Annotated in this window: 20 protein-coding genes; 5 read left to right on the top strand and 15 right to left on the bottom strand. The window is 52.5% G+C overall.

Annotated features, from left to right (window positions below):
- Positions 1-76: 76 nt before the first annotated feature.
- The 11 genes from HF984_RS10130 to dinB form a co-directional block, all read right to left on the bottom strand.
- Positions 77-1,897 (bottom strand): peptidoglycan glycosyltransferase FtsW, encoded by a 1,821-nt coding sequence (locus HF984_RS10130; RefSeq protein ID WP_168615557.1) that lies wholly within the window; start codon positions 1,895-1,897, stop codon positions 77-79.
- A 118-nt stretch (positions 1,898-2,015) separates the two neighbouring features.
- Positions 2,016-3,557 carry a UDP-N-acetylmuramoyl-L-alanine--D-glutamate ligase gene (murD, locus tag HF984_RS10125; protein ID WP_168615556.1) on the bottom strand — a complete coding sequence of 514 codons (1,542 nt, stop codon included), beginning with the start codon at positions 3,555-3,557 and terminating at the stop codon, positions 2,016-2,018.
- On the bottom strand, positions 3,557-4,672 hold the full coding sequence (gene mraY, locus HF984_RS10120) for a phospho-N-acetylmuramoyl-pentapeptide-transferase (RefSeq protein ID WP_168615555.1): 1,116 nt from the start codon (positions 4,670-4,672) through the stop codon (positions 3,557-3,559). The genes murD and mraY overlap by 1 nt, the downstream gene beginning before the upstream one ends.
- A gap of 24 nt (positions 4,673-4,696) precedes the next feature.
- A complete protein-coding gene (locus HF984_RS10115) occupies positions 4,697-6,253 on the bottom strand; it encodes a UDP-N-acetylmuramoyl-tripeptide--D-alanyl-D-alanine ligase (RefSeq protein ID WP_168615554.1) in 1,557 nt (518 codons plus the stop codon).
- Positions 6,254-6,267: 14 nt separating this feature from the next.
- Positions 6,268-7,926 (bottom strand): UDP-N-acetylmuramoyl-L-alanyl-D-glutamate--2,6-diaminopimelate ligase, encoded by a 1,659-nt coding sequence (locus HF984_RS10110; protein ID WP_168615553.1) that lies wholly within the window; start codon positions 7,924-7,926, stop codon positions 6,268-6,270.
- Between the two features lie 70 nt (positions 7,927-7,996).
- Positions 7,997-9,841, bottom strand: a complete 1,845-nt coding sequence (locus tag HF984_RS10105; protein ID WP_228008041.1) for a peptidoglycan D,D-transpeptidase FtsI family protein — start codon at positions 9,839-9,841, stop codon at positions 7,997-7,999.
- Positions 9,842-9,881: 40 nt separating this feature from the next.
- Positions 9,882-10,598, bottom strand: coding sequence for a cell division protein FtsL (gene ftsL / locus HF984_RS10100; protein WP_168615552.1), 717 nt, complete (start codon positions 10,596-10,598; stop codon positions 9,882-9,884).
- Between the two features lie 13 nt (positions 10,599-10,611).
- Positions 10,612-11,613 carry a 16S rRNA (cytosine(1402)-N(4))-methyltransferase RsmH gene (rsmH, locus tag HF984_RS10095; RefSeq protein WP_168615551.1) on the bottom strand — a complete coding sequence of 334 codons (1,002 nt, stop codon included), beginning with the start codon at positions 11,611-11,613 and terminating at the stop codon, positions 10,612-10,614.
- Between the two features lie 43 nt (positions 11,614-11,656).
- Entirely contained in the window at positions 11,657-12,085 is a 429-nt protein-coding gene (gene mraZ / locus HF984_RS10090) for a division/cell wall cluster transcriptional repressor MraZ (RefSeq protein ID WP_168615550.1), read from the bottom strand.
- Between the two features lie 241 nt (positions 12,086-12,326).
- Positions 12,327-12,725, bottom strand: a complete 399-nt coding sequence (locus tag HF984_RS10085; protein ID WP_168615549.1) for a DUF3040 domain-containing protein — start codon at positions 12,723-12,725, stop codon at positions 12,327-12,329.
- Between the two features lie 143 nt (positions 12,726-12,868).
- Positions 12,869-14,080 carry a DNA polymerase IV gene (gene dinB, locus HF984_RS10080; RefSeq protein WP_168615548.1) on the bottom strand — a complete coding sequence of 404 codons (1,212 nt, stop codon included), beginning with the start codon at positions 14,078-14,080 and terminating at the stop codon, positions 12,869-12,871.
- A 146-nt stretch (positions 14,081-14,226) separates the two neighbouring features.
- On the opposite strand from dinB, the gene HF984_RS10075 reads away from it, so the two are divergent.
- Complete coding sequence (locus HF984_RS10075) at positions 14,227-15,354, top strand: polyprenyl synthetase family protein (protein WP_168615547.1); 1,128 nt, start codon at positions 14,227-14,229, stop codon at positions 15,352-15,354.
- A 107-nt stretch (positions 15,355-15,461) separates the two neighbouring features.
- On the opposite strand, the gene HF984_RS10070 is transcribed toward HF984_RS10075, so the two are convergent.
- Positions 15,462-15,827: an Rv2175c family DNA-binding protein gene (locus HF984_RS10070; protein WP_343947393.1), complete on the bottom strand. Its 366-nt coding sequence runs from the start codon at positions 15,825-15,827 to the stop codon at positions 15,462-15,464.
- Between the two features lie 130 nt (positions 15,828-15,957).
- Between HF984_RS10070 and HF984_RS10065 the strand changes: the two genes are divergently transcribed.
- A complete protein-coding gene (locus HF984_RS10065; RefSeq protein WP_168615546.1) occupies positions 15,958-17,397 on the top strand; it encodes a serine/threonine protein kinase in 1,440 nt (479 codons plus the stop codon).
- 105 nt (positions 17,398-17,502) lie between these two features.
- Here HF984_RS10065 and HF984_RS10060 read toward each other — a convergent pair whose 3' ends face one another.
- Both HF984_RS10060 and HF984_RS10055 read right to left on the bottom strand, forming a co-directional pair.
- Entirely contained in the window at positions 17,503-18,864 is a 1,362-nt protein-coding gene (locus tag HF984_RS10060) for a class II 3-deoxy-7-phosphoheptulonate synthase (protein WP_168615545.1), read from the bottom strand.
- Positions 18,865-19,032: 168 nt separating this feature from the next.
- Complete coding sequence (locus HF984_RS10055; protein ID WP_228008043.1) at positions 19,033-19,737, bottom strand: lysophospholipid acyltransferase family protein; 705 nt, start codon at positions 19,735-19,737, stop codon at positions 19,033-19,035.
- 320 nt (positions 19,738-20,057) lie between these two features.
- Between HF984_RS10055 and HF984_RS10050 the strand changes: the two genes are divergently transcribed.
- From HF984_RS10050 to HF984_RS10040, 3 genes are all read left to right on the top strand, one after another.
- Positions 20,058-20,804 carry an alpha/beta hydrolase gene (locus tag HF984_RS10050; RefSeq protein ID WP_168615543.1) on the top strand — a complete coding sequence of 249 codons (747 nt, stop codon included), beginning with the start codon at positions 20,058-20,060 and terminating at the stop codon, positions 20,802-20,804.
- Positions 20,805-20,812: 8 nt separating this feature from the next.
- The gene (locus tag HF984_RS10045) at positions 20,813-23,215 is read left to right on the top strand and encodes an AMP-dependent synthetase/ligase (protein WP_168615542.1); all 2,403 of its coding nucleotides are present in this window, start codon (positions 20,813-20,815) and stop codon (positions 23,213-23,215) included.
- A 254-nt stretch (positions 23,216-23,469) separates the two neighbouring features.
- Positions 23,470-23,619: a hypothetical protein gene (locus tag HF984_RS10040; protein WP_168615541.1), complete on the top strand. Its 150-nt coding sequence runs from the start codon at positions 23,470-23,472 to the stop codon at positions 23,617-23,619.
- Between the two features lie 1,076 nt (positions 23,620-24,695).
- On the opposite strand, the gene HF984_RS11380 is transcribed toward HF984_RS10040, so the two are convergent.
- Positions 24,696-25,097 (bottom strand): hypothetical protein (locus tag HF984_RS11380; RefSeq protein WP_210729703.1); only part of this gene is annotated, 402 nt, incomplete at its 5' end.

Raw genomic sequence — 25,097 nt, 5'->3', positions numbered from 1 at the left:
TCCTAAGTCTACGCGGTGAAGCGATGATTCTCTAAACGTATCCTTTCCTCAAACCACGCTGCTCTAGACTCAAGAATTAGCGGTCGGTCTTACGTGCTTTGCGAATTGGCTTTAGCCCCGGAGGCAGCGGGGCTGCTTGCGGTGAAGACTTCTTTACGGGTTGTTGCGGTTGTGTTTTCACAGGCGAAGACACTTTCTTGCCCGTCTGCGACGGAGTTGCGCGCCGCTCAGTAGAAGCATTCTTTGGTCGACGAGTTACCGCAGCTTCCGCACCGCGCGAGGACGTAGTGCCCCTAGATGAAGCTGAGTCTGCAGATACAGGACGCCTTGCGGCAGGAGAAGCACTCACCTTTGATGAGTCAGTACGGCGGACTTTTGCCGAGGCATTACGTTGCGTTTGCTGCTGACGCTTACGTTCTGTACGAACAGGCGAAGGACGATGCGCACCGCGTCCTTGACCGGGCTGAGCCGGTGCAGGACGCCTACGTTGAGGTGAAGAAGTAGCGGTCTGCAAACCCAGGCGAGCCAGCACAGGACTCCAGTCAATGGGAGCCTCGTGGGCGCGAGCTTTTTCTTCTTCGCGGATAACAGGCAACAGCTTAGCGCGTCGTTCAGCATCCTTACGCTCTAAGGGATTGGCAAGACGCGCGGGATCATCAAGACGCGGCTCCCCCGCCAGAGAGGTCAAGGGGGTTTGCCGGGCAAAAGCCACCAGGCAGCCAGCAGCTGCCATTGAAGCCATGAGAGAGGTACCACCGTAAGAAACGAACGGTAGCGGCACACCGATCACGGGGCCCATGCCTGTCACCATTGCAACGTTGATGAGCATCTGAGCTGAGAGCCACAGCAGAATGCCCGAAGTTGCCAAACGGATGTAACGGTCTGAGGAGCGCAACAAAATGCGCACCGCACAATAAATCAGACCCACATACAGCACAAGCGTCATAATGGTTCCGACCAGTCCCAGTTCTTCACCAATAATTGCGAAGATGTAGTCGTTATGCGCCTCAGGTAGGTAACTGTACTTCTGGCGCGACTGGCCAAGACCTACTCCCCAAATACCACCGGTCGCTAGAGCAGCCATACCGGCATTGGACTGATCGCAGACAAAGCCGGTGCAGTTACCAAATACCGCGAAAATACGATCAAGACGGTTAGGGCTGGTGAGTACAAAAATCAGGCCCACGAAACCGACCGCCGCGATTGCACCGAGCATAAGTTTCTTCGGCACACCGAGCATCCACAGCATACCCACATAAATAATCGAATACACGATTACGGTACCCAAGTCGTGGCCCAGCAGAATCATGAAAACCAGCGCACCAAAGCCCACAGCGGATGGCACAACGATTTTGAAAATACTATCGCCAAGCTTAGATTTCGATAGATCTCCGCGCAGGTTCAAAACATAGGCCAGCCACAGGATTAAGAGAAGTTTGCTAATTTCTGAGGGCTGAAGGCTCTGTCCACCTAGCCGAATCCAGTTACGGTTACCGTTGATGGTTACACCCGCAACAATCACAGCTAACTGCATGACAAGGGCCAAGGCGAGCAAGAGATGAGGCACAACCTTATTGCGATACCAGGTCACCGGAGTCAGCGACGCAACAAGCATGATAATCACGCCCAATGCAGCCGAACGCAGCTGGCTAAACGCCTGGGCGTAGGGCTCAAGTCCCTGAGCGATACTTTCAACAAACGACGCTGAAAGAACCATCATGCAACCAAAACCGGTCAGCAACAAAGCAAGCAACCACAGCAGTAGCGGCACATCTTTGATGCTCATCATCGAAAAACGGTTATATGCCCGATCATAGGTACGACGTAGCGAAGACACTTTGCGCCTAGGCAACGGCATACGCGAAGAATCTGACCGGCTAGCGGCAGGTGCGCTCATGAACTTCTCTCCTCAATATCAAAAGATATCTCAGTGGTTTTACGCTGTGATTGTACAAGCTAAAAGTGTAAAGAACAGCCGAAAATCCTAGGACTTTCGGCTGTTCTTAAAGCGGGTTTTAACCGTTGATGTCATCTACTAATTTGGCAACCGCATCAATAAATGTATTGCCACGGTGCGCATAGGTGTCGAACTGGTCCATGGATGCAGCAGCCGGAGCCATCAACACGGTGTCATCTTGAGCTGACAGTTCATGCGCTACAGCTACTGCTTGGCTCATTGCCCAGTGCCCATCGGTCGGGTCAAGACCCTGGTCTTTAGCTCGCTCTGTGATGTTATGAACCGGGACCTCCGGCGCGTGGTGCTCTAGAGCGTCCAGTAGCTTTTGGTGATCGGTGCCAATCACAATGACCGCTTTGAGTCGGTCTTTGTGTTCGGTGACCAGTTCATCGTATTCCACGCCTTTAGACAGGCCGCCGGCAATCCAGATAACAGGCTTAAAAGACGCCAGCGATGCGTTTGCTGCGTGCGGGTTCGTAGCCTTAGAGTCGTTTACCCACAGCACTCCGTGAGTGTTTGCTACTAACTGGATGCGGTGAGCACCGGGCTCGTAGGCACGCAAACCTTCGCGGATCTTTTCAGGTTCAATCTCGGCTGCGCGAGCTAAAGCAGAAGCAGCCAAAGCGTTTTCAATGGTGTGGCGGGTTGGAAGCTGACCGGTATCTTGAACCGCACCAATTTCCAGAGCCTTCGTGTGGCGATCGTCCAAGAAGGCGCGGTCAATTAGCAGGCCGTCAATGACGCCAAGCATTGAGATGCTAGGAGTATTTGCCCAGAAACCGATAGCACGCGCGCCTTCAATCACGTCAGCTTCTTCAACCATCTTTACGATTTCGTTCTGGTTAGCGTTGAAAATGCAGGCAACCTGAGTGTTCTCGTAGATACGAGCCTTATCAGCCAAGTAGTTAGCGTAACCCTCATGCCAGTCAACGTGATCTTCAGCGACGTTCAAAACAACCGAAGCTAGAGGAGACATGCTGTGGGTCCAGTGCAACTGGAAGCTTGAAAGTTCAACAGCGAAGAAGTCGTATTCCACCGGATCGCGTAGCGCATCAAGAATGGGAGTACCCACATTGCCTACAGCAATCGCTTTGAACCCAGCGGTCTGCAAAATCGATTCGAGCATACCCACAGTGGTGGTCTTACCGTTTGTGCCGGTAATGCACAGCCACTGCGCCGTCTTGCGTCCTTCGCGTTCGCGCAACCGCCAGGCAAGCTCTACATCGCCCCAAATTTGCACCCCTTGCTTAACCGCGTCGGCAAAAATACCGAGGGTCGGACGCAATCCGGGTGAAGTGATGACGAGGTCAGCTTTGTCACCGTCAACGGTGGGAAGGTCGTCCATGACGCCTTCGCCCAGAAGGACGTCTGCCGCACCGATAATGCGAAGAGTCTGTTCTTTTTCTTGATTGACATCGCTGGCGTTGCCGTCCACAACAACAACGCGGGCACCAAGTTCAATAAGGGTGTCTGCTGCTGAGAAGCCTGAGACGCCCAGACCAGCCACAACGACTTTCAGTCCCGCCCAGTCAGAATCCCAGCTAGTGAGCTGATCTAAACGAGCATTGGGCAAAATAGGGTTTTCGTTGGTTGCTCGCATTAGAGCATTCCTCCCTCGCTGATGAGCCAATCACCGTAGAACAGGCCAAGCGCGGCGAGTACAAAGAGACCGGCAATAATCCAGAAGCGGACAACAACCTTAACCTCGGGCCAGCCCAGCAGCTCAAAGTGGTGCTGCAAAGGTGCCATACGGAAGATGCGCTTACCGCCTGAAATTTTGAAGTAGCCAACCTGCAAAATAACGGATGCTGAAATCATGACGAATAGACCGGCAATAATGATGAGCAGCAGTTCAGTACGAGTCAGAATTGCGAAAGCAGCAAGTGCACCGCCCAGACCCAGCGAACCGGTGTCGCCCATAAAGATGGATGCAGGTGAGGTGTTCCACCAGAGGAAACCGATGAGTGAGCCAACCAGTGCTGCCGCCATCATAGAAAGTTGCAGTGAGTCACGTACTTCGTAGCAGACCCCATCTGTTGCGCCTGGCAGGCACAGGTGCTTGTTCTGCCACATGGTCATCAGCATGTAACCGCTGAATACCATGATGGCGACGCCTGATGCCAAACCATCAAGACCGTCGGTCAGGTTAACCGCGTTGGTGGTTGCGGTAGCAATAAGGTTAGCCCACAAGACAAAGAGAATAACGCCGATAATCGACCCGAAGAAGGCCAAGTCAAAAGCGGTATCTCGAGTAAAAGATACGTGAGTGGAGGCCGGAGTCCAACCATACTGGTTGGGGAACCACAGTGCCAAGACACCAAAAATAACGCCGATGAGACCCTGCAAGAAAATCTTGCCTTTAGGAGTCAAACCTTCAGACTGCTTCTTAGCGATTTTCTTGTAGTCATCGATGAAACCAACGCCGGCCATGCCGAGCATCAAGAAGAGAAGAAGACAGACAGAAACAGAAGGCAGCGCCTGGGTACCAAACAGCAAAGCTGAAAGCAACATAGACAGCAAGAAACCACCGGTTGCACCAGCCATAATGACGACACCGCCCATAGTGGGGGTACCGCGCTTAACTTGGTGCGAGGTAGGGCCGTCTTCACGAATGAACTGGCCGTAATGCTGTCGCACCAAGTACTTGGTGAACATCGGTGTACCAAAAATCGAGATAAGCAGACCAAAAGCGGCTGCTAACAGGATTGGAATCATAGGAGTTCTTTGTGCCTTCCCTTGTTATTCCTGCGTATCGTCCGGCGTCGTTTTCGCGCCAAAGTCTGAGTTTACAGGGTTCACGAAGTCCCCAGCACTTAACCACGATGCGGTGCGCGTCTCAGTAGCGTGGTTTTCCGGTGCGTCCTGCGCTACCTGATCGCCGAGATCTTTGACTTTGGCCGCGTTGGAAGACTTGAAAAGTACAACGTCGCCTGGTGCAAGCTCAGAACGTAGGATCTCCAGGGCCTGGTCGTTGGTTTCTACCCAGGTTGCTTCATTTCCCCAGGACCCCTCAAGATGAGCAGCATTGTAGATAGGCTTAGCTTCTGCGCCGATAGCAATCAACTTAGAAATATTCATGCGCACCGCTAGGCGACCGAGCTTGTCATGTTCCTCAGCAGAAGCATCACCCAGTTCTAGCATGGCGCCAAGCACTGCCCATGTACGACGCGGGGGCTCCTGGCGACCGAGCTGAGCCAGCGCGCGAAGTGCTGCTGCCATTGATTCCGGGTTGGCGTTGTAGGCATCGTTAATAACGGTGACGCCGTCTTCACGTTCGGTACGTTCCATGCGCCAGCGGGATGTGGCGCCGAGCTCGTTGAGTTTTTCTGCGATAACAGAGGTTTCGATTCCTACCTGGTACGCCAAGGTAGCAGCTGCCAGCAGGTTGTACACGTGGTGTTCACCGATCAGGCGTGAAGCGATTGCAAAGCTTTGCCCATCGGGAAAATGCAAGGTGAATTCCGGGCATCCGGTAGCGCCGGTGACCAGGTTGGTGGCAAAGACTCGAGGCTGAACGCCACCGTCGTGGTTGGATTCTCCCACACCAAAGTAAATGGTGGGTACTGAGGAACGAGAAATCATACGACGCACGCGGTAGTCGTCATCGTTGAGTGCGAGCGCCTGGCTGACGCCTTCGGCAAGCTCACCCTTGGTTTTTTCGATGTTGTCGACTCCCCCAAATTCGCCAGCGTGAGCTGTACCGACTTTGAGAATCGCACCGACGTCAGGTTTGACAATATTAGCGAGGTACTCGATGTGTCCCAGACCGTCCGCACCCATCTCGATTACGAGATAGCGAGTGTCGTATTCTGCACGGAAGACCGTTAGGGGCACACCGACTTCACCGTTGAACGAGCCCACGGGAGCTACAGTTTTTCCTGCGGTTGCGAAGATGCCGGCAAGGAGGTCTTTAGTGGTGGTTTTACCTGCGGACCCGGTGATTCCGATAACAGTGATTTCGCCCGCTCCACGAAGCTTCTCAATAATGAAAGCAGCCAGGCGCCCCATAGCAAGAACAACGTCGTCCACAAGGACGCTGGGGTACAGCGCTCCGTTGGCGTCAGTGATCTGACGTTCGACTAGGGCTAGTGTTGCACCGGATTCAAAAGCTGAGGGAACAAAATTATGCCCGTCAGTGGTCTCACCTGGCTTAGCCAAGAACAAAGTACCGGCTACAACCTCGCGTGAATCTGTGGTTGCTGAGCTGACACGGATGCTTTGAGCGCTTTCGTCGTCTGCTCCCATAAGCGTTCCGGCTACTGCTTGAGTAACCTCGGCTGCTGAAAGTTCAATCATGGGTTATTGCTTCCTTAGTCCAAGCGGTAGTCGGGCAAAACGTCGTAGCCCTGCTGGGTGAGTGCGCGTGCAACTTCTACGCGGTCGTCGAGTTCAAGGTCTTCACCGGCAACGTCCTGAGCGGTTTCGTGGCCGCGTCCGGCAACGACGATTGAGTCGTGTTCACCGGCGATGCTTGCCGCGAATTCGATAGCTCGTGAGCGCGGCTCAATGTTGTGAACTTCTTGAGCGCGAGCGCCCTGTTCTTGAGCTGCGCGAGCGCCGGCTTCTACTGCTTCGCGGATGGGAGCGGGAGCCTCATTGTGAGGATCATCGTCAGTAACAATAACGATGTCTGCATACTGCGCTGCGATATCGCCCATGATAGGACGCTTGGTTTGGTCGCGTTCGCCCGTTGCGCCAAAGACTACGATCACGCGTCCGTCCGCTTCTGCCGGTTCAACAGCTTCTAAGGCTCGTTTGAGAGCATCGGGGTTATGTGCGAAGTCAACGAGCGCGGTTGGCGTGTGAGCAATGAGCTGCATACGACCGGGCACGAGCGGGGTCAAAGTCTCAGGTCGCTTCAGCACAGCCGAGAGAGCCTCAAGGTCTACACCACTTTCCGCCACCATGACAGCGGCTAAGGCAGCGTTCGAAACGTTGAAATCTGCGGGGAGCTGTGTGGAGGTGCGTAGAGTTACGCCGTCGCCACGGACAACGGTGAAATCATGACCGATACCTGAGCGTTTTACGTCCGTAAGAGCCCAATCGTTTTCAGCGAGTTGCGGTGCTACATCATAGCCCTTGCCCATGTTGCTGTACAGACGAACCACGTTGCTCTGCCCCATTGCCTGATCAGCAGAATCAGCCATGGGGGTACCCCACGCATCGTCCGTCAAGATAACAGCTCGTGCGGCACGCTCGGGAGTAAACAAAGCAGCCTTGGATGCGAAATAGCTGTCCATAGTGCCGTGAAGGTCAAGGTGATCCTGAGTCAAGTTAGTAAATCCGGCTACGCTGTAGCGGATGCCATCTACACGACGGTAGTCCAAGGCGTGTGAAGATACTTCCATAGCTGCAGAGGTGATTCCGCGCTCACGCATCAGCGACAGCAAAGAATGTACGTGCGGTGATTCGGGGGTGGTGAGCTTAGAAGGAATAGCTACACCGCCTGCAACAATCTCAATGGTGCCAATCAAACCGGTAGTGTGTTCCAACGACTGCATGATGGAATTAATCATGTAGGTGGTCGTTGTCTTACCGTTGGTGCCGGTGACAGCAAACAGCGAGAAATCATCTGCGTTTTCGGGCTGCGAGTTATAAATTCGAGCAGAAATAGGGCCGACCACGGCGCGCAAGTCCTCGCAGACAAGCAGACCGATGCTCTCTGGCAACTCGCCAATGAGTTCAGCACCGCGCGCGTCCGTCAAGATAGCGGAGGCGCCAGATTTCACTGTAGCTTGAGCGAACTCAGCACCGTGAGCACGAGCGCCAGGTAAGGCCACATAGAGATCGCCTGGCTGGACTTCTCGCGAGTCCATGCTAAGACCTGTGATCGAAGAGCTACCTGCACTTTCGATCCGAGCCTGATAACCGAGCTCCTCGATGAGGTTCTTTACGCTTTCAACCTCATAGCCGGCAACGTTTGAAGGACGCAGCGTCTGCGCTGAACCCTCAAATTCTGCGGTGTCCACGGTTTCTCCTTGTCATCTGCACGTTTATTTCAAGTGCTCGTAAGCAACAGTAATTTTATTCTATTGCTTATTATTCTTTATCTTTGTCTTCAAACTTAGGCAACACGTTAGGTTCCGTGGTGGAATGCGGAACATTATAGGTTTGCAGAACTTTCTCCATGAGCTGCGAAAACTGCGCTGTTGCGCCCACGGTATATACAGAGCCCTGCGGACGCTGCAAAGTGATACCCACGAGGTATTGGGGATCCTCAATGGGCGCCAACCCAATAAACGATGTGGTGTAACCATCGAAACCGGCTTTGGTCTCGCTCGGCGCCTCCGCTGTACCGGTCTTACCGCCCACGCGATAACCGTTCACCTTAGCATCGCCTGTTTTAGAATGCTCAACAACGTTTTCCATGAGAGTAAGGCACTGCTCGGCTGTCTTCTCAGACACCACCCGAATACCCTCGGCGACCTCAGTCTTATGCTCGGTGCCGTCGGTATCGATAATCGCATCGACGATGCGCGGCTTCAAGCGCACGCCCTTATTGCCAAGAGTCTGGTAAATCATACAGGTCTGCAAGGGAGTCTGAGCTACGCCCTGTCCAAACAGCACAGTGTACTGCTGACGCACGTCCCACTCGCGCCAGTCGCTCACCAATCCCTGGCTCTCACCGCTAAGCTCAATACCGGTGTACTCACCCATGCCGTATTTTTTAATCCAGTCATAGCGCTGTTCAGGGGTCAGCTGCTTTCCGGCAAGAACGGTACCCGTGTTCATAGAGTCGGCGATAATACCGTTCAAAGTACGCTTTTCAGCACCGTGATCAAACGCATCCGTAATCGTCTGACCATCAATCTCAAGTTGCGCGGGAACATCGAAAACCGTCAGAGGATCAGCTAATCCCTGATCAATAACTGCCGAGGCTGTCAGCAACTTTTCGGTAGAACCAGGCTCAACAGCCTGCGAAATAGCACGCGGAGTCATGTCTTCTAGCTTAAACTTCTCAGAGCCAGGGTCCATGGTCGATGAATCAGCAAGAGCAAGCACAGAGCCATCGCGCACATCCATCACCACGGCACACGCCCACTCAGCTTTCAGCTCATCAGCGCGGGCTTTGACTACCTGCTGCGCGAAGTACTGAATATCCTGGTTGATAGTTAGACGTACACTCTTACCGTTTTCGGCTTGCTTAATGTGTTCCTCGCCCACGGGGATGCGCACACCATCGGCAGAGATTTCGTAGGTTCGGGAGCCAGAAACTCCGGCAAGTTCTTCTTCAAAGACCTTCTCGATACCCACCGAGTAATTGGTATCTTGAACATCGTTTTCGGTGCCCTCTACCTTTTCTTCAATGATGCTGTAACGACCCACAATAGAGCCGCCGACAGAGCCATCAGGGTAGAGACGATCCGAAATCACCTCGCCGTAAATATACGGAATATCCAATGCGCTAATGCGGTTATAGACATCGGGAGTCACGTTCTCTTTAATCACGTGATAACTGCTATCTCCATCGAGAGCAGTCTTTACGTCGTTGTCCTTCATCTTAAGGATGTCAGCTAGTTCGTACACCACCTGGACAGGACTAATTTTCTCGGACTTATATGTGCCATCGTCCTGCTGCACGTTACGATCAAAATCCTGCACAGCTTTCTGGTCAACGGTGATGTTATACCGCTGAACGGTACGTGCCATCACGTTTCCATTGATATCCAAAATCTCGCCGCGCAAAGCAGGAACCTCGACAGTTCGAGTTCGCTGTTCGAGTGCCTTCGCCGCGCGACCGGTCGGATCAAGACCCTGCAAGTACAGCAAACGACCGCCCAGTGCAGCGGTACCGCCGACCGCCAAAGTACTTGCCAAAAAACCGCGTCGGCCCATAGCGTACTGGGTCTGACGCTTATCTTCAGCGGGCTTTCGTGAACTCACGTGCTCGATAATCCTTTGCGTAGGTGGCTAGAGGTAGAAATTACTGGTTGGACGAAGGAGTAGGCTTTGCTGAGCTATTGGGAGTAGCTGTAGCGCTTGCCGAAGCTTTAGCTTCTTTCTCCTTCTTCTCTTTCTCTGCTTTTTCTTTTTCTTCCTTTTGCGCTTGCTCCTGCGCACGCTGCGTTGCCGTTGCATACGCATCGGTATCTGAAAGCGCCGGAGGGTCAATCATGTTCTTGTTGTAGTCAGGCTTATCAGAATCGTTTTCTGACTTCACAACAGGGGCAGGAGTACCGCTAATAGTATTTCCGCGGATATCGAGAGTCGCCTGCTGATGAGCCGCCACCATTCCCAGCTGGCTCGCTCGCACGGCCAAACTCTGGGGCGCCTGGTAGAACTCAATCTCCTGCGATAACTGCTCATTTTCTTGACGCAGGGCAGTCTCTTGAGCACGAAGCTCCACCAGTTCATACTGACGCTGAGTGATTTTGATGTTCAAGACCAAGATCATCGCCAGCGCCATCAAAATACCGAGCACCACGAAGAAAACGTAGTGGCGGCGTCCGCGCGGACCAATGGAAGGCAGAACTGCTAACGGTGCTCTCTCTCGTCGGCGGGCAGGACGCGCCTGCTTGGCGGTGCCGGCTCGCTGAGACTTATGAGCGGCTTGCGAAGCAGCTTTCTCGCGCACAACCGATAGGTGTGCACCTGCTGGGGTGGACGCCTGTTGCTCGTTGAAGCGAGGTTCTGCGCTCATAACTTTCCTTTAGCTACTTAATCTTTTCTGCGGCACGCAATTTCGCGCTAGCTGCGCGGGAGTTCTCAGCAATTTCCGCCTCTGTGGGGGGTTCGGCTCCACGGGTGATGATTTTCAGTGAAGGCTTGTGCTCTTCTAGCTCTACCGGAAATCCCTTGGGAGCGCTCGAGGTAGCGCGTTCAGTTAACACGCGCTTGACAATCTTGTCTTCCAAGCTGTGATAACTCATCGCAACGATGCGTCCGCCAACATTCAAAGTATCAATCGCGTTGGGAACAGCGCGCTCTAGGGCATCTAGCTCGTGGTTGACTTCGATACGCAAAGCCTGGAAGGTGCGCTTGGCGGGGTGCCCGCCTTTGCGCTGTGCACCAACGGGCACCGCTTTTTGAATAACTTTCACGAGCTCGCCAGTGGTTTCAAAGGGTTTCTGCTCGCGCTGACGGACAATAGCCGATGCGATTTTTCCGGCAAATTTTTCTTCACCGTACGTGCGCATGATGCGTCGAAGCTCAGCTTCTTCGTACTCGTTGACAACGGTTTGGGCGGTCAAGGACTCGGTGGAATCCATGCGCATATCAAGCGGCGCGTCGTACGAGTAGGCAAAGCCGCGTTCCCGCTCATCAAGCTGCATTGATGAAACACCGAGATCAAGCAACACACCGTCAATACCTGAAAATCCTAGGTCGGCAACAGCCTCGGGGATTTCGTCATACACCGCATGAACAGGCTTAAAACGATCTCCAAAACGAGCAAGACGCTCCCCCGCCAAACGGTGCGCCATCAAATCGCGGTCAATACCAATCATCGTCAAATCAGGAAAACGCTCCAACATAAATTCTGAATGGCCGCCCATACCTAAGGTGCCGTCCACAACGACAGCACCGGGACGCGAAATAGCCGGAGCCAACAATTCAAGACAGCGATCAAGCATGACAGGAACGTGCCTATCTTTAGCAGCCTTTTCAGAAGCTAAAGGTTCTGGGGTTGCCCCGAACATCTCAGTGTTCTTGTCCATTCGCTTCCTCACCGTTGTCTTTATATCGTCTCTTTACCCGAGCCTAAAGCCCGGGAATAATGTCTTGATCAGTTTCAGCAAACTGACTTTCTTGCTCCTGCAGGTAACTCTCCCATGCAGCAGCACTCCAAATTTCGGCTCGAGTTCCAGCGCCAATCACCGCTAAATCTTGATCTAGCCCTGCATATTCACGCAGCATCGGCGCAATGGTTACGCGTCCTTGTTTGTCGGGTACCTCGTCGGTTGCTCCGGACAAGAACACACGCACGTAGTCTCGAGCCTGTTTAGATGACATGGACGCCTCACGCATTTGCTCATGTATACGTTCAAATTCTTGAACACTAAATACATATAAACAGCGCTCCTGACCTCGTGTAATCACAAGACCGTCAGCAAGCTGAGGTCGGAATTTAGCCGGCAAAATCAGTCGTCCTTTGGCATCAAGACGAGGTGTATATGTTCCTAGAAACATATAACCGCCTCCTGCGCCGTTTTTGACAAGTTATTTACCCGAAAAATAGCTATAAATTCCGCCCGGTTCATCTAACTTGCACCACTTTACTCCACAACGCTCCACCCGTGCACAAAAATTACCATTTTGTGAGTGACTTTATGGCTTTTCACACGAAACACTCGAAAAACTAAAGTTGCACAGACATCGCAAAACGGCGGATGCTTATTTCCAAGCATCCGCCGTTGAAAGTTTTTAAAGATTAGAAACCGTTTTGTCGTTTATCCCATTTATCTTCCAGGGTTTTCATAAACCCTGAAGATTGTTCTTGTTTTTGTCGGGAGGACGCGCGGTGACGGTTAGTGCCGGCAGGTTGTGCGGTTTTCTTCTGCGATTGGGTGGTGGCCCAGAAAATTCCGGCTCCTGCAATGATGAAGCCGAGAACGCCTACGAGAATGAGTTTGGTGGCAACGCCGGTAACGATAACACCAAGACCCACCAGAGCAACTAGCGAACCGATAACGATGTTACGAGGAGAAACACTGGCGGAACGTACAGCGCTACTACCGGAGTTCATGGAATGAGCAAAAGTGGGATCGTCTGCACCTAGCTGCTTCTCAAGCTGGTCTAATAACCGTTGCTCATGCTCTGAAAGTGGCATCTAGCTCTCCATCGTTGGTCTTTTGCGGCAACTCCCATGAACTTCCCGCTATCTATTGGGGTTTCATGCTTGTTTTACGTCTTGTTTCTCATCATACATTTGCCGGTCACAGCTCGCGCAACCTCTTCACCAATTTGTAGGTGTTACGGTTCTTTTTTCTTCAAGATTGAGGCTGGCACCAGCCCTGTTCCACCGAACTTCGAGTGGATAAGATCCATCGTTTTTTCGGCGTCGTTCCAGTTTGATTCGAACACGTTATCGGTTTTGAGGTTCTCTTCAAAGAGCGAACCTTGAACACCATACTCTTCAGCCCCCAGCTTTTCAGCGCGAACGCCAATCAGGCGGATAGGGTGCGATACTTCGGGGCTTCCTTCCACCAGAATGCCCAGCTTGGTGAGTTCTCGAATAGAAGCTTTGAAAATTTCGTGACCGGAGGTAGTGGCAGTGGGCAAAATGCAACTTCTGGTGATGGTCTCAAAATCCTGGTTTCTGATTTTGAAGCTCAGCGAGCGCGTTTGTTTTCCGGATTTTCGAAGCCGTCTGGCAACTTTCAAGCTGAGGGTTAGTAGCTCTGCTTTTACTGCTTCTGCATCGCGCGCGTCATGATCGAAGGTGTGCTCAGCACCAATTGATTTTTCTTCCCGGTAGGGGGTAACCGGGCGCGGATCGATTCCTCGAGCGATGTTATACAGGTGTGTTCCTGATGCTGTACCAAATTTTGAGTGCAGGTATGAAAGGTCGTATTCGCGGAGTTGAGCTACCGTGTGGATACCGAGGTTATGGAGCGATTGCGTGCTTTTGGAGCCTACTCCCCAGAGTTTTCCTACCGGCATAGGGTCTAGGAATTCTTGGACGCGATGCGGAGGAATCACCCACAGCCCGTTGGGTTTAGAGCCTGTTGAAGCCATCTTGGCAATAAATTTGGTGGACGCTATTCCCGCGGATGCGGGGAGCGAGAGTTCTTGCTGAATGCGCTCTCTGATGCTCTGCGCTATGTCTACGGGGTTGCCGAGGCGGGTCATTGCGCCGGTGAGATCCACAAAAGCCTCATCGACGCTGACTTGTTCAACAAGGTCCGTCACGTCGTGCAGGATTTTCATGATTTGTCTGGAGTAATCCCGGTAGATGCGGGAAGGCTCAACGACAATAGCGTGTGGACTCATGCGTAACGCTCTGGAAAGCGGCATGGCTGACCCTACCCCGTCAACGCGGGCTTCGTAGGACGCTGAAAGAACCACTGACCGGGGCGAGTTATGGGCGACTATGATTTTTTGCCCGCGCAGATGGGGTTTATCGAGTAGCTCCACATTCACAAAGAAGGCGTCCATATCAAGATGCATGATGACCTTAGTCATGATCTCACCCACCTTACGAGCACCGGCCAATAATCGAAGATATATTCGATGATAGTTGTTCAGCGCTTCTCGCGCTACAGAGTGAACCTTTTATGCCATAAGCTGTAAGGAAAGAAACCTAACAGACACATCGGATGAGGAACTTAATGACTGCCAATACCAACGATGCAGGCTACCAGTCGTCCATTCAGGCTGAACAAGCAGAATTTATCGCGGCGCTTGAGTCGCAGATGCATGATTTCTTTGCATCGCAGCGGACGGTTGTGGAGCAGGTTTCACCCGATGCGCTTCCCCTTCTTAATTTTATTGAGTCGCTGTCAACCGGTGGCAAGCGTCTGCGAGCGCTGCTGTGTTACTGGGGTTGGCGAGGCGCTGGTGGTGCTACATTAGCGCCGGAGGTGGTACGTGCAGGTTTGGCGATTGAACTGTTTCAGACCGCAGCTCTGATTCACGATGACATTATCGATAACTCCGATACCCGTCGTGGTGCCCCCGCTGTTCACAAACGATTTGAAGCGATGCATACCGAGAATCGGTGGGCTGGTTCGGTCGCAGATTTTGGTGTCGCCGGTGCTATTTTGTCTGGCGACTTATGTCTATCTATGTCAGAAACCGCGTTCTCATCCGTCGGTCAGGCAGGCGCATGGGGTACCTATGCCCGTGAGGTCTTTGACGTCATGCGTGCTGAAGTCATGGCGGGCCAGTACCTCGATATTCTGGCTGAGGTAGAGGACGCCGCTGACCCCGATACCGCTTTCCAACGAGCTGAACGCGTGATTCGCTACAAGTCAGCCAAGTATTCCTGTGAGCATCCCCTTGTTTTGGGTGGAGCTCTAGCCAGCGGTGCGACAGCCGGAAAGCCATCTACTTTGTTGCAGGATTTCAGTAACTTCGCGCTTCCCCTGGGTGAAGGCTTTCAGATGCGCGATGACATCCTAGGCGTCTTTGGCGAGCCTGAGGTTACCGGCAAGCCAGCGGGCGACGATCTTCGCGAAGGTAAACGAACCGTACTGATTGCGCTCACTGAAAAGAATTCGACCGCGCAACAGGTTCAGCTTCTCAACAGCTCGTTGGGTTCACCGAATTTGAGCCTTGAGAAGGTTCAGGAACTTCAGCAGCTCATCTCTGGTTCTGGTGCTTTGGCTGAAGTTGAGCAACTGATTGATGATAAGCGCGCGGTGGTTTCTTCTGAGCTCGAAAAAATGTCGGTGGCCGATGATGTGCGTTTCGCGCTAGGACAGATCGCGGTTAAGGCGCTGCACCGTCTATCGTAGTCTCTTCAGCACCTACAAAGAGGGGTAGGACGCGACATCAGAGCATGAGCTGTGACCTCGCGTCCTACCCCTTTGAAGTTCAAAAAGAAGTTCGCTCTTGCAGCTGTTTACCAGGCCATTGCCTGAGCGCGGCGGCGAATTTCGGTCTTGCGTCCGTCGATGAGGGCATCAATGGGGCGGCCGGGCAGAGAATCGTCCTCGGTGTAGAGCCATTTGATAGCTTCTTCGTCAGAAAAACCAGCATCTTTCAGTACCTGCAAGGTACCGGGCAGAGGATCTAGCACGCGAGTATCTGAGATGAACAGTGCAGGAATCTTACGCACGTTCGTCTCGGGGTCGCGCAGGGCAATCAGCTGACCGTCTGTAATCAGCGCGTGCACCTTGGTGACCTTCAGGTCGAGTGCCTCGGCGATATCAGGAATAGTGGTCCATTCGCCAACAAGTTCAAAGAGTTCAGAAATATTTTCGTTCACCCTTTAAGAGTGCCAGAAATTTTTACTTTTTGCTCAGGCGTGACTGTTTTTGCCTCGATATCCGGTGCGATGACTACGATAGTCAGGTATCTTCATTATTTTTTAAGGTTGATGTTCTACTCTGGTGCTAATGAATACAGCAAAAAGTGGTAGGGCGTGGCTGACCGGCGCTATTTTCTCTGGTCACTATGAGGTGGGCTCTCTGATTGCCCGCGGCGGCATGTCAGAGGTGTACCATGCCGTTGATTTGTGGTCGAACAACCCCGTAGCCGTCAAGGTGCTACTCCCCCAGTTTTCGCAGGATGCCTCTGTTCAGCAGAAGTTCTTTCGTGAGGAACGTTCTTTGCGGCAGGTCCGCCACAAGGCTGTTGTAAGTGTTATTGATTCCGGCACGGAGTACCTCAACGGCTCCGATGTGATGTTCCTGGTGCTCGAGTACGTGCACGGTTGCACCCTTCACCAGCTCCTCAAAATACGCCCTGTTTTCTCGGTGGCCGAAGTTTTTGACATTATGCTGCCTATCGTTGAAGGGCTCTCCGAGGTGCACGCGCTATCGCTGATTCACCGCGATATCAAACCGGGAAATGTTCTCATGAGCTCAGCAGAACACGCGGTCAAGCTCGCGGACTTTGGGTTAACGCGTCGCCAAGATCAGTCGTGGACGGGTTCGCTGATGGGCACTCCCCCGTACGTGGCACCTGAAATTGTGTCAGCGCGCGGTGAGGTTGGCCCGCAAAGCGATATTTTTGCGCTCGGCGTCATGCTCTACCGTATGCTCAGCGGCCGCCTGCCCTTTGGCGGCATGGATGATCAGCAAGTTCTCTATCACAACGTCAATACGGAGCTCCCCAGCATCACACGGTATGCGCCGGGACTGTCGCAGGACATCGTAGGACTTATTAAATGGTGCACCCGCAAATCCCCTAGCGCACGCCCTGAAAACGCCACCGAACTCTTTGAAGTGATGTGTGAAATCAAGGATGCGTTGGCGCCTGCCGAACTCACCTACAAGGCTTCTATTGCTACCGAGGCTCACCACGATTTCTGGCTAGATGTTGCAGAGATTGCTGAGGTATCAGGGGCTAACCAGGCTCTTCGCCATCAATCTATCACTGCCTTCGGAAACGCAAAAGATCTGTTGGAAGAAACAGAGGGTTCCCCCGTGGATTTGCGCCCGTACGCGCATACTCCCACGGATTCTACCCCCGATGAGGACGACGATGAGTGGGGGGATCCAGGAGTCAATGATGAATCCGCCGCAGACAAAACTCAGGTCTACACCGTAAATGAGCTCCGGCAAGTACCTATTTCAGCTGAGTATTCTCCGAGCCACAGGTCGGTAGGCGCAAGCGTCACTTCTCGCCCATCCCAGCCCACCGTAACTATTGTTGCGCAGAAAGCCAGCGACCCGCGTCGTCCCTTAGAACCCTATGTTGCCCCAAAGGCTCCGGCACAGATAGCGGGAATTGCCGTAGCTCTCGTTGCGGCCGCTTTTCTCGCAAGTTTTCTAGGCTGGTGGTTAGCAACTGAACTTATGAGCACCCCGTGGTGGCAGAACCTGATGGGCTAGCTTTCATCACCATAAGCCTAAAATGCACAAGCAGGACGCACGAAAGGGGCGGTTTTCATCTCTGCCAATGAAAACCGCCCCTCTTTTATGGCGTCGAGTCAAGTCTTACTTGCGCGCTGAAAGGTACTCAGCCACCATAAAAGCAATTTCAAGTGACTGGCGATGGTTCAGACGAGGGTCGCACAGGGTCTCGTAACGATCAGCGAACGCTGACTCATCCACGGGATCAGAACCGCCCAAGCACTCAGCCACATCGTCGCCCGTCATCTCTACGTGAATACCGCCGGGGAAAGAACCCAGCGCTTCATGCACCTCAAAGAAGCCCTTGACCTCATCCACTACATCGTCAAAACGGCGGGTCTTGAAGCCGGAGGGTACAGAAATGGTGTTGCCGTGCATGGGGTCAGTCACCCACACCACCTTGGCGCCCTCTCGCTGAACACCCTCAACGATGGCAGGCAGATTTTCACGAATCTTGCCAGCGCCCATACGAGTAATGAAGGTCAGACGTCCGGGTTCGCGGTTGGGATCCAGCTTGTCGATAAGGTTAATGGCGTCTTCAGCGGTGGTTGTAGGCCCAAGCTTCACACCAATCGGGTTACGAACCTTCGACAGGAAGTTCACGTGAGCGTCCTCAAGACCGCGGGTACGCTCACCGATCCACAAAAAGTGGCTAGAAGTTCCGTAGGGCTGCTCGGTGCGTGAGTCGATGCGGGTCAGGGCACGCTCGTAATCAAGCAGCAGAGCTTCGTGCCCGGTGTACAGCTCAGTTGCCTTCAGTGCGTTGAAGTCTGCACCGCACGCATCCATGAACTTAATCGCACGATCAATCTCTCGTGCCAGTGACTCGTAGCGTGAGTGAGCGGGATTAGAAGTAAAGCCCTTATTCCAGTTGTGTACCGAACGCAGATCAGCAAAACCGCCGGTGGTGAAAGCGCGAATCAAGTTAAGGGTTGACGCGCTGGTGTGGTAACCCTGCAACATACGGTTGGGGTCGTGGACGCGAGACTCAGCGGTGAAGTCAAAGCCGTTGACCATTTCACCGCGGAAGGACGGCAGGGTGATATCGCCACGGGTTTCATCGTTTGATGAGCGCGGCTTGGAGAACTGCCCCGCCATGCGGCCCATCTTCACCACGGGAAGGGACGCGCCGTAAGTCAGTACGACGGCCATCTGAAGCAGAGTTCTAACGCGTGCTGAAATTTTATCGGCAGTTGCGCCTCCGAAGGTTTCAGCACAGTCTCCGCCCTGCAAGAAGAATGCGCGTCCTTCTGCAACTTCAGCTAGCTGTGATCGCAGGCGGTCTACTTCGCCCGCGAAAACCAGCGGGGGTACAGCTTCAAGTTCGCTGATGACGTTCGTAAAATCAGGGTGGTCAGCCCACTGCGGGTGCTGGTCGATGTGCAGGTTTCGCCATTCATCGAGCGCGGGGGCATGGTGGGTTTCAGGTGCGGGGTTAATGCTCATGAAAATTGTGTCCTTGTAACGTCTTGTGTATGCCCGCGCCAAAGCGGCTCGTTGTGTGCATGTCTTTGGCTCGGGCACGTTTGCATCTGCTGTGGGACGCCTGTGTGTAGCGATTCTAGTGTGGCCTGGGCCAAGTTTCACTTTCGCTGTTCATCACATGAGATGCAGTTATTTGTTTTTAGTAAGTTTTTGTACTGCTTCTTCGGCCGAGATGCCTTCTTTTTTCATCAGGTTCTTAACACTGGATGCGTAGACATCAACGTACTCCTGCTGCGAGAGTTTTTGGATTTCGCTCAGAATGAGGTCTGAGACGGTTCGCAGGGTTTCGTAGGAATCCTTCGTGTCGTAGTAAGGGCTGAGATCAATGGGTTCGCCGATGATGGTTTTGACGGTGATTTTTTGACCGTTTTTACGAAGCTTTACAGCATTTGAACCCACCGGCTGAACGTCGCTAGTACCGATCTGTCCTACAGGGATAACGGGTGCTTTGCTTTCCAGAGCGAGTCTTGCCACACCTGTCTTGGCACGGTAAATGCGTCCGTCGGGGCTGCGTGTGCCTTCGGGGTAGATACCCAGGAACTTGCCATCGCGCAGGGCGCTGAGACCAAGCTCCACAGCCGATGCGCTCTTGGTACCGCCTTCACGGTTGACAGGAATTTGCCCTACGCCGGTAAAGAAACTTTTAACGATTTTGCCCTTGATACCGGTACCGGTGAAGTAGTCCGCTTTAGCAAGATAGTTGACCTGTCGAGGGCTCGCTAGAGGGATAAAAATTGAGTCACCAAAAGCAAGATGGTTGCTGGCGATAATTGCTGGCCCGTGTTGTGGGAGGTTCTGAAGACCGGTCACTTCGTGGCGATAAAGCGCTTTCATGAGGGGCGCTACGAAAGCTTTCTTCAGGAACATGTACAGCATGGTGACCTCGTTTGTTGTATCGAGAAAGAGTGTTCTCTTTGGTGTTGTACGCTCGTTTATTGCGTCATCGTACGCGTCCACTTTAGCTTATTTTGGGCGGTTGCGAATGTGTTGGTTTGCAAGGTTACGTGAGCTCTAGCGATACCGGTGAGTGGTGCAATGTTCAGATACTAAACTGCGGCGGTGTTGCGTTATTTTTCTGGGGTATCTCATGAAATAATATGGTGCAGTTAATTTCGTAGAATTCACCGTTAAGAGCCCAGAGCTGAAGAGGAACTATGGACCCATTATCCTTACACGAGCCGATGTCTCACGCCACGGATTCTTCAGTGGGCGTGCTTGTTCTTCATGGTTTTACCGGCTCTACTTTTTCGATGCGTCCTGTCGCTGAGTTTTTTGCTGATCGCGGCTACGCCGTTGAGATGCCTCTTTTACCCGGGCACGGAACAACCTGGCAGGATATGGATACTTATTCCTATCAGGACTGGGTTGAGGCGGTTGATCAGGCGTATTGGCGTCTGCAACAACGCAAACGCAAGGTAGTCGTGTTTGGGTTGTCGATGGGTGGCACCTTGGCTCTGGTGCAAGCAGCTCGACGCGATGTCGATGCCGTGATTGTAGTCAATCCTTTTGTGAAGGATATGAAGCCAACGATGCGGTTCGCTCACCTACTCGCCAGGTTCACTCCCGCGCTAGATGCCATTGGATCTGACATCAAAAAACCAGATACCGATGAGCATGGCTATCAAGCGACTCCGCTTCTGTCCGTTCGGCAGTTGCATCTACTGGGTAAGGAGGCGCGTAGATCGCTGAGGTCTATTATCTGCCCGGTCTTGGTTTTTAAATCCCGTGAAGACCATGTCATTCCGGTAAGCTCGGTGGAGCACCTGCGACAGTGTCTCCCGCACACTCGCGTCGTACATTTGGATAACAGCTACCACGTTGCCACACTTGATTACGATGCACCCACGATTTTTGCCCGTTCATTAGAGTTCATCGAAGAGCTCGATAATTCATCCCGATAGAGGCTTTGATGCAAGAAATAAATTCACCGCAAATTGTTTTGACCGACCCGGCTCAGAACATCACCACCATTTTGGAACGCAAGGTTGAGGATTCCTCTAACCCGGTGCTGTACCGCGTCCAAAAATCACCGGGTAACTGGCAGGACGTACGCGCCACAGAGTTCAAAGCCCAGGTGGTAAAGCTTGCAAAAGGTCTGATGGCAGCCGGCATTGAACCCGGTGATGCCGTGGGCATTATGAGCCGCACACGTTTTGAGTGGGCGCTGGTTGACTTCGCTATTTGGTATGCCGGTGCGATTTCCGTTCCTGTGTACGAGACGTCATCTGCTGCGCAGGCTGGTTGGGCACTCTCTCATTCAGGTGCTAAGGCAGTCATTGTTGAAAAAGATTCCAATGCTGAAACCATTGAAAAGGCTCGCAACCTTGAGAACACAGACGTAGATTTGAGCGCGCTGGAATTCATGTGGGTGATGGACCGCGGGGATCTGCAGACTCTGGAGCAGGATGCGGTTGATATTACCGATGAGCAGGTGGAGGCGCGTCGTGCCTTCCGTACTCTCGATGATATCGCCACGATTGTTTACACTTCTGGTACTACCGGACGCCCCAAGGGTTGCCCTCTCTCTCACGGTAACTTTGTGCGGCTCTCAGCAAACACCAAGCTCACGATTCCTGAAATCGCTAACGAGACCAATTCAACGATTATTTTCTTGCCGCTGGCACATGTTCTAGCGCGCCTTATTCAGGTACTGGCACTGGACGCTGGTGTGGTCGTTGGTCACAGCCCGAATATCAAAAACTTGGCAAGCGACTTGGACAGTTTTAAACCCACCATGCTACTGGTGGTGCCGCGCGTTTTCGAGAAGATCTTCGAAGGAGCTGTTAAGAAGGCCGAAAAGGGCGGCAAGCTGAACTCGACTCTGTTCAACCGCAGCATCGATGTCGCCATTGCGTGGTCTAAGGCAAAGATTGCCGGCAATGTTCCGCTCAAGCTAGAGATGCAGTACCGCTTCTATCAGAAACTCGTTTACTCGAAGCTCCACAATGCTATGGGCGGTGTCGTGAAGTTCGCTGTATCCGGTGGTGGACGCCTAGCACCGCTCCTGGGTCACTTCTACCACGCAGTTGGTATTCAGGTAGTCGAAGGTTACGGCCTCACCGAGACCACCGCTCCACTGGCGGTGGGTCGCATCCGCGATTTTGCAATCGGTGATGTAGGAACGCTTATCCCCGGCAATAGCGTCCGCTTAGCTGAAGACGGCGAACTCGAGGTCAAAGGCGTCGGCGTTATTTCGGGCTACTACAATAACCCCGAAGAAGATCAGGTGGCATTCACCGAAGATGGTTGGCTACGTACCGGCGACTTTGTGCGCATCGATGAGAATAACCACCTAACTATCATTGGTCGCAAGAAAGAGATTATTGTGACCGCCGGCGGTAAGAATGTTGTTCCGGCTCCTGCTGAAGAACACATTCGCACTTCTCCCTTGGTGAGCCAAGCGATGCTGGTGGGCGATGAGAAGCCGTTTATTTCAGCATTGGTCACGCTCGATCCTGAAGTATTGCCCGATGAGCTGGAGCATCTTGGACTGCCGCGCACGCTCACGCCTAAGGAAGCGTCCACCAACCCTACGGTGCGCGAAGCAATCCAGAAGTTTATTGATGAAGCCAACGCGTTTGTTTCTAAGGCTGAGTCAATTCGCGAGTTCCGCATCACCGATAAAGATTTCACCGAAGAAGAAGGGCATTTGACTCCGTCTATGAAGGTTCGTCGTCCGCAGGTTCTGCAAGATTTCAGCTCGTACATTGAAGATATGTACAACCGCACTCGCGAATCAATGAATGAGCGCAGTGAGAAGTTCCAGGCGTACCGCGCTGAGCGGAATGAAAAGTACCAGGCCTTTAAAGCTGAGTCAGCCGAGAAGTTGCACGAGTTTGGCGAGAAGGTACAGAAGTATTCTTCCAAGAATGCTAAAGCTACCGATGATGCAGAAACCCCTATTGAAGAGACGCTAGATGTAGACGGCGAGACTTGGGTTGCTGTGACCGATGAGGACGCGGCTGCTGCAGGTCTGTTGGGCGAGTCCAAGCAGGTTGAGCAGGTTGTAACGGGGCTTCCCGCCTCAGAGCCGTTGGATGAAGATTCCGCGGACTTTACCGAGCAGCCGTCAGCTCAGCCCGATGCCTCAGAGGCACCCGCAGATATTACCGTGGTTGAGCCTGTCGGGTCTGAGAAGCCTTCACGTGCAGAGCACGAGGTGATTGTAGGGCAGACGTCCCCGGCGACCGCGTCCATGTCGTTGGTACCCGAGGGCGAAGACTATGCGTCACAGCGCACCGAGGGTCAGGGCGACTGGGTTCAGGTTGAGTCGACGCCTGCTGATAGCAAGGACACCAATAGCAAGAAGTAAATAAGTTACTCAACGGCAATGAAGAGGGGTGTTTTCAACAAACATCCCTCTTCTTTTATTTTTGAAATAATTTAAACAAGTACACTTATGTTTTATTTCAAGTTTAAATAAGTAAAGTTATCTTTTTCACTTCACATTAAATTGAAGTCTAAATATAACAAGGGGTAAAGTTTATACTAAGCAAACTTTATACTATCGGCGAACACTATTGGGGTGCGTGAGCCGAGAAATCCCCCTGGTAGAAAAAAGATAACATGAGCACAGGAGTTTCGCGACGATCCCTCACCAAAGGAGCAGCGCGAGCAGTACCCGCAGTGGCAGCAACCACAGCCATTCCCGCTTACGCATCATCAAAATGCGACCCAAGCATGCTGGATTTACCGGTCAACTCAAACATCGCTTGAGGCTCAGCCTCAGGCGTTCAGTACCGCACCTTCGACGGATCAGCAACGGTCATCAACCTGCCTGCCGATACCGTTATCACCGCAATCAACTACACCATCTGGACGCCCAACCGAGTTGATAACGATGCCAACAATACACGTTGGTACGAATTTGGTTCTTACGATCCAGGCAACGGTCACACCACCGACATAACCAACGTTGCATGTACTACTTCTTACGCAACTATTACCGGCTGCAACTTCCTACCCGCTTACCAGTCAGGCACCACCGCTAAATACAGCGATGTCCCCGCAACAAATTCCGAATCCCGCTTAATCAACACCACCGACTTTGGCGGCGTTGATAAGATTTGGACCTCTGCAGGTTCTTCAGCACGCCTAACGGCTAACTGGACCAACCACACCTACATTTCTGGTACCAAGTACGTTGAAAAGCACTCCGGCACCGATCTTTTCGGTGGCACCTCTGTGCCAGCTCATGGGCTGTAACCCACACTGGCGATGCCGCTGTAGCAAATACAGAGCTGGTCAATTATGGCGGCAACGGCTGTAAGGGTATTCGACTGGGCAGTACACCCCTGGCAATTTTTGAATCTAAGAATATTCAAACGCCAACCTCACCCTACGCAGCTACTCATACCCCAACGATTCCTGTAACCAAAGGTGTTTTCAATCTGGAATACACTTCAGGTGGCAAGAAGTACCGCATCACTGGTATTGCAAACACCACCGGCCTCAAGTCCTTCTCAGCTCCTGTTCAGATTGGCTAATCCTCATAGCCTCCTGTTCATCAAACACCAGAAGCTAACCGTAGTCATGTACTACATTTCTTATCACTGATCGCTATGACGTTTTAGCGCAGACGTATCAGACACCTGGCGCTTCAATAGCTGAGCTAGATAAAAACGGGGGTCACTCAGATTTTCTGAGTGCCCCCCCCCCCGTTTTTTGTTTCAACAAAAATACAGAAGCCACCAGTTCTCACCCATCTCTCCCAACACACCCTTCAATAGCAGGTAAACCCAGCGTTTTCCTCGCATCATCCCATTCACCGCCAGCCCGAGCCCATTGTTTTGTCACCGCTCACCGCCGGAATAATAGGCTACATCAGGCAAGACTCCCCTCATCCACCACAGCTGCACCGACTTGCACCTTACGGCGATACCCAGCTCAAACCTGCCACGTTGAGCCTTCATAGGCGCCATCCCCTTCAGCAAGAGGCTGCGAATAGCTAAGATAAAAAATACATAAACTACCCAACGGTAAATTAGCTGAATACACCCTACAAAATACCGCTCTTTTTCTGTTTTTGAAAATAAAAAAAGTAAATTTATATTTTTATTGCAATTTTTTGATAAAGTCCGTATAATTGTGTAAAAGTAAAAAGGCCATATAACAGTCCTTTTACGGTACAATGTTTTTAACGACAAAAACATACCCAGGAGGACTTTTACATGACCCAAGTACATTTTACACTG

This window comes from Rothia terrae, from assembly GCF_012396615.1.
Lineage (GTDB): Bacteria > Actinomycetota > Actinomycetes > Actinomycetales > Micrococcaceae > Rothia > Rothia terrae.
The sequence above is the reverse complement of the archived record's forward strand: the minus strand, read 5'-3'. Positions and strand labels throughout refer to the sequence as shown.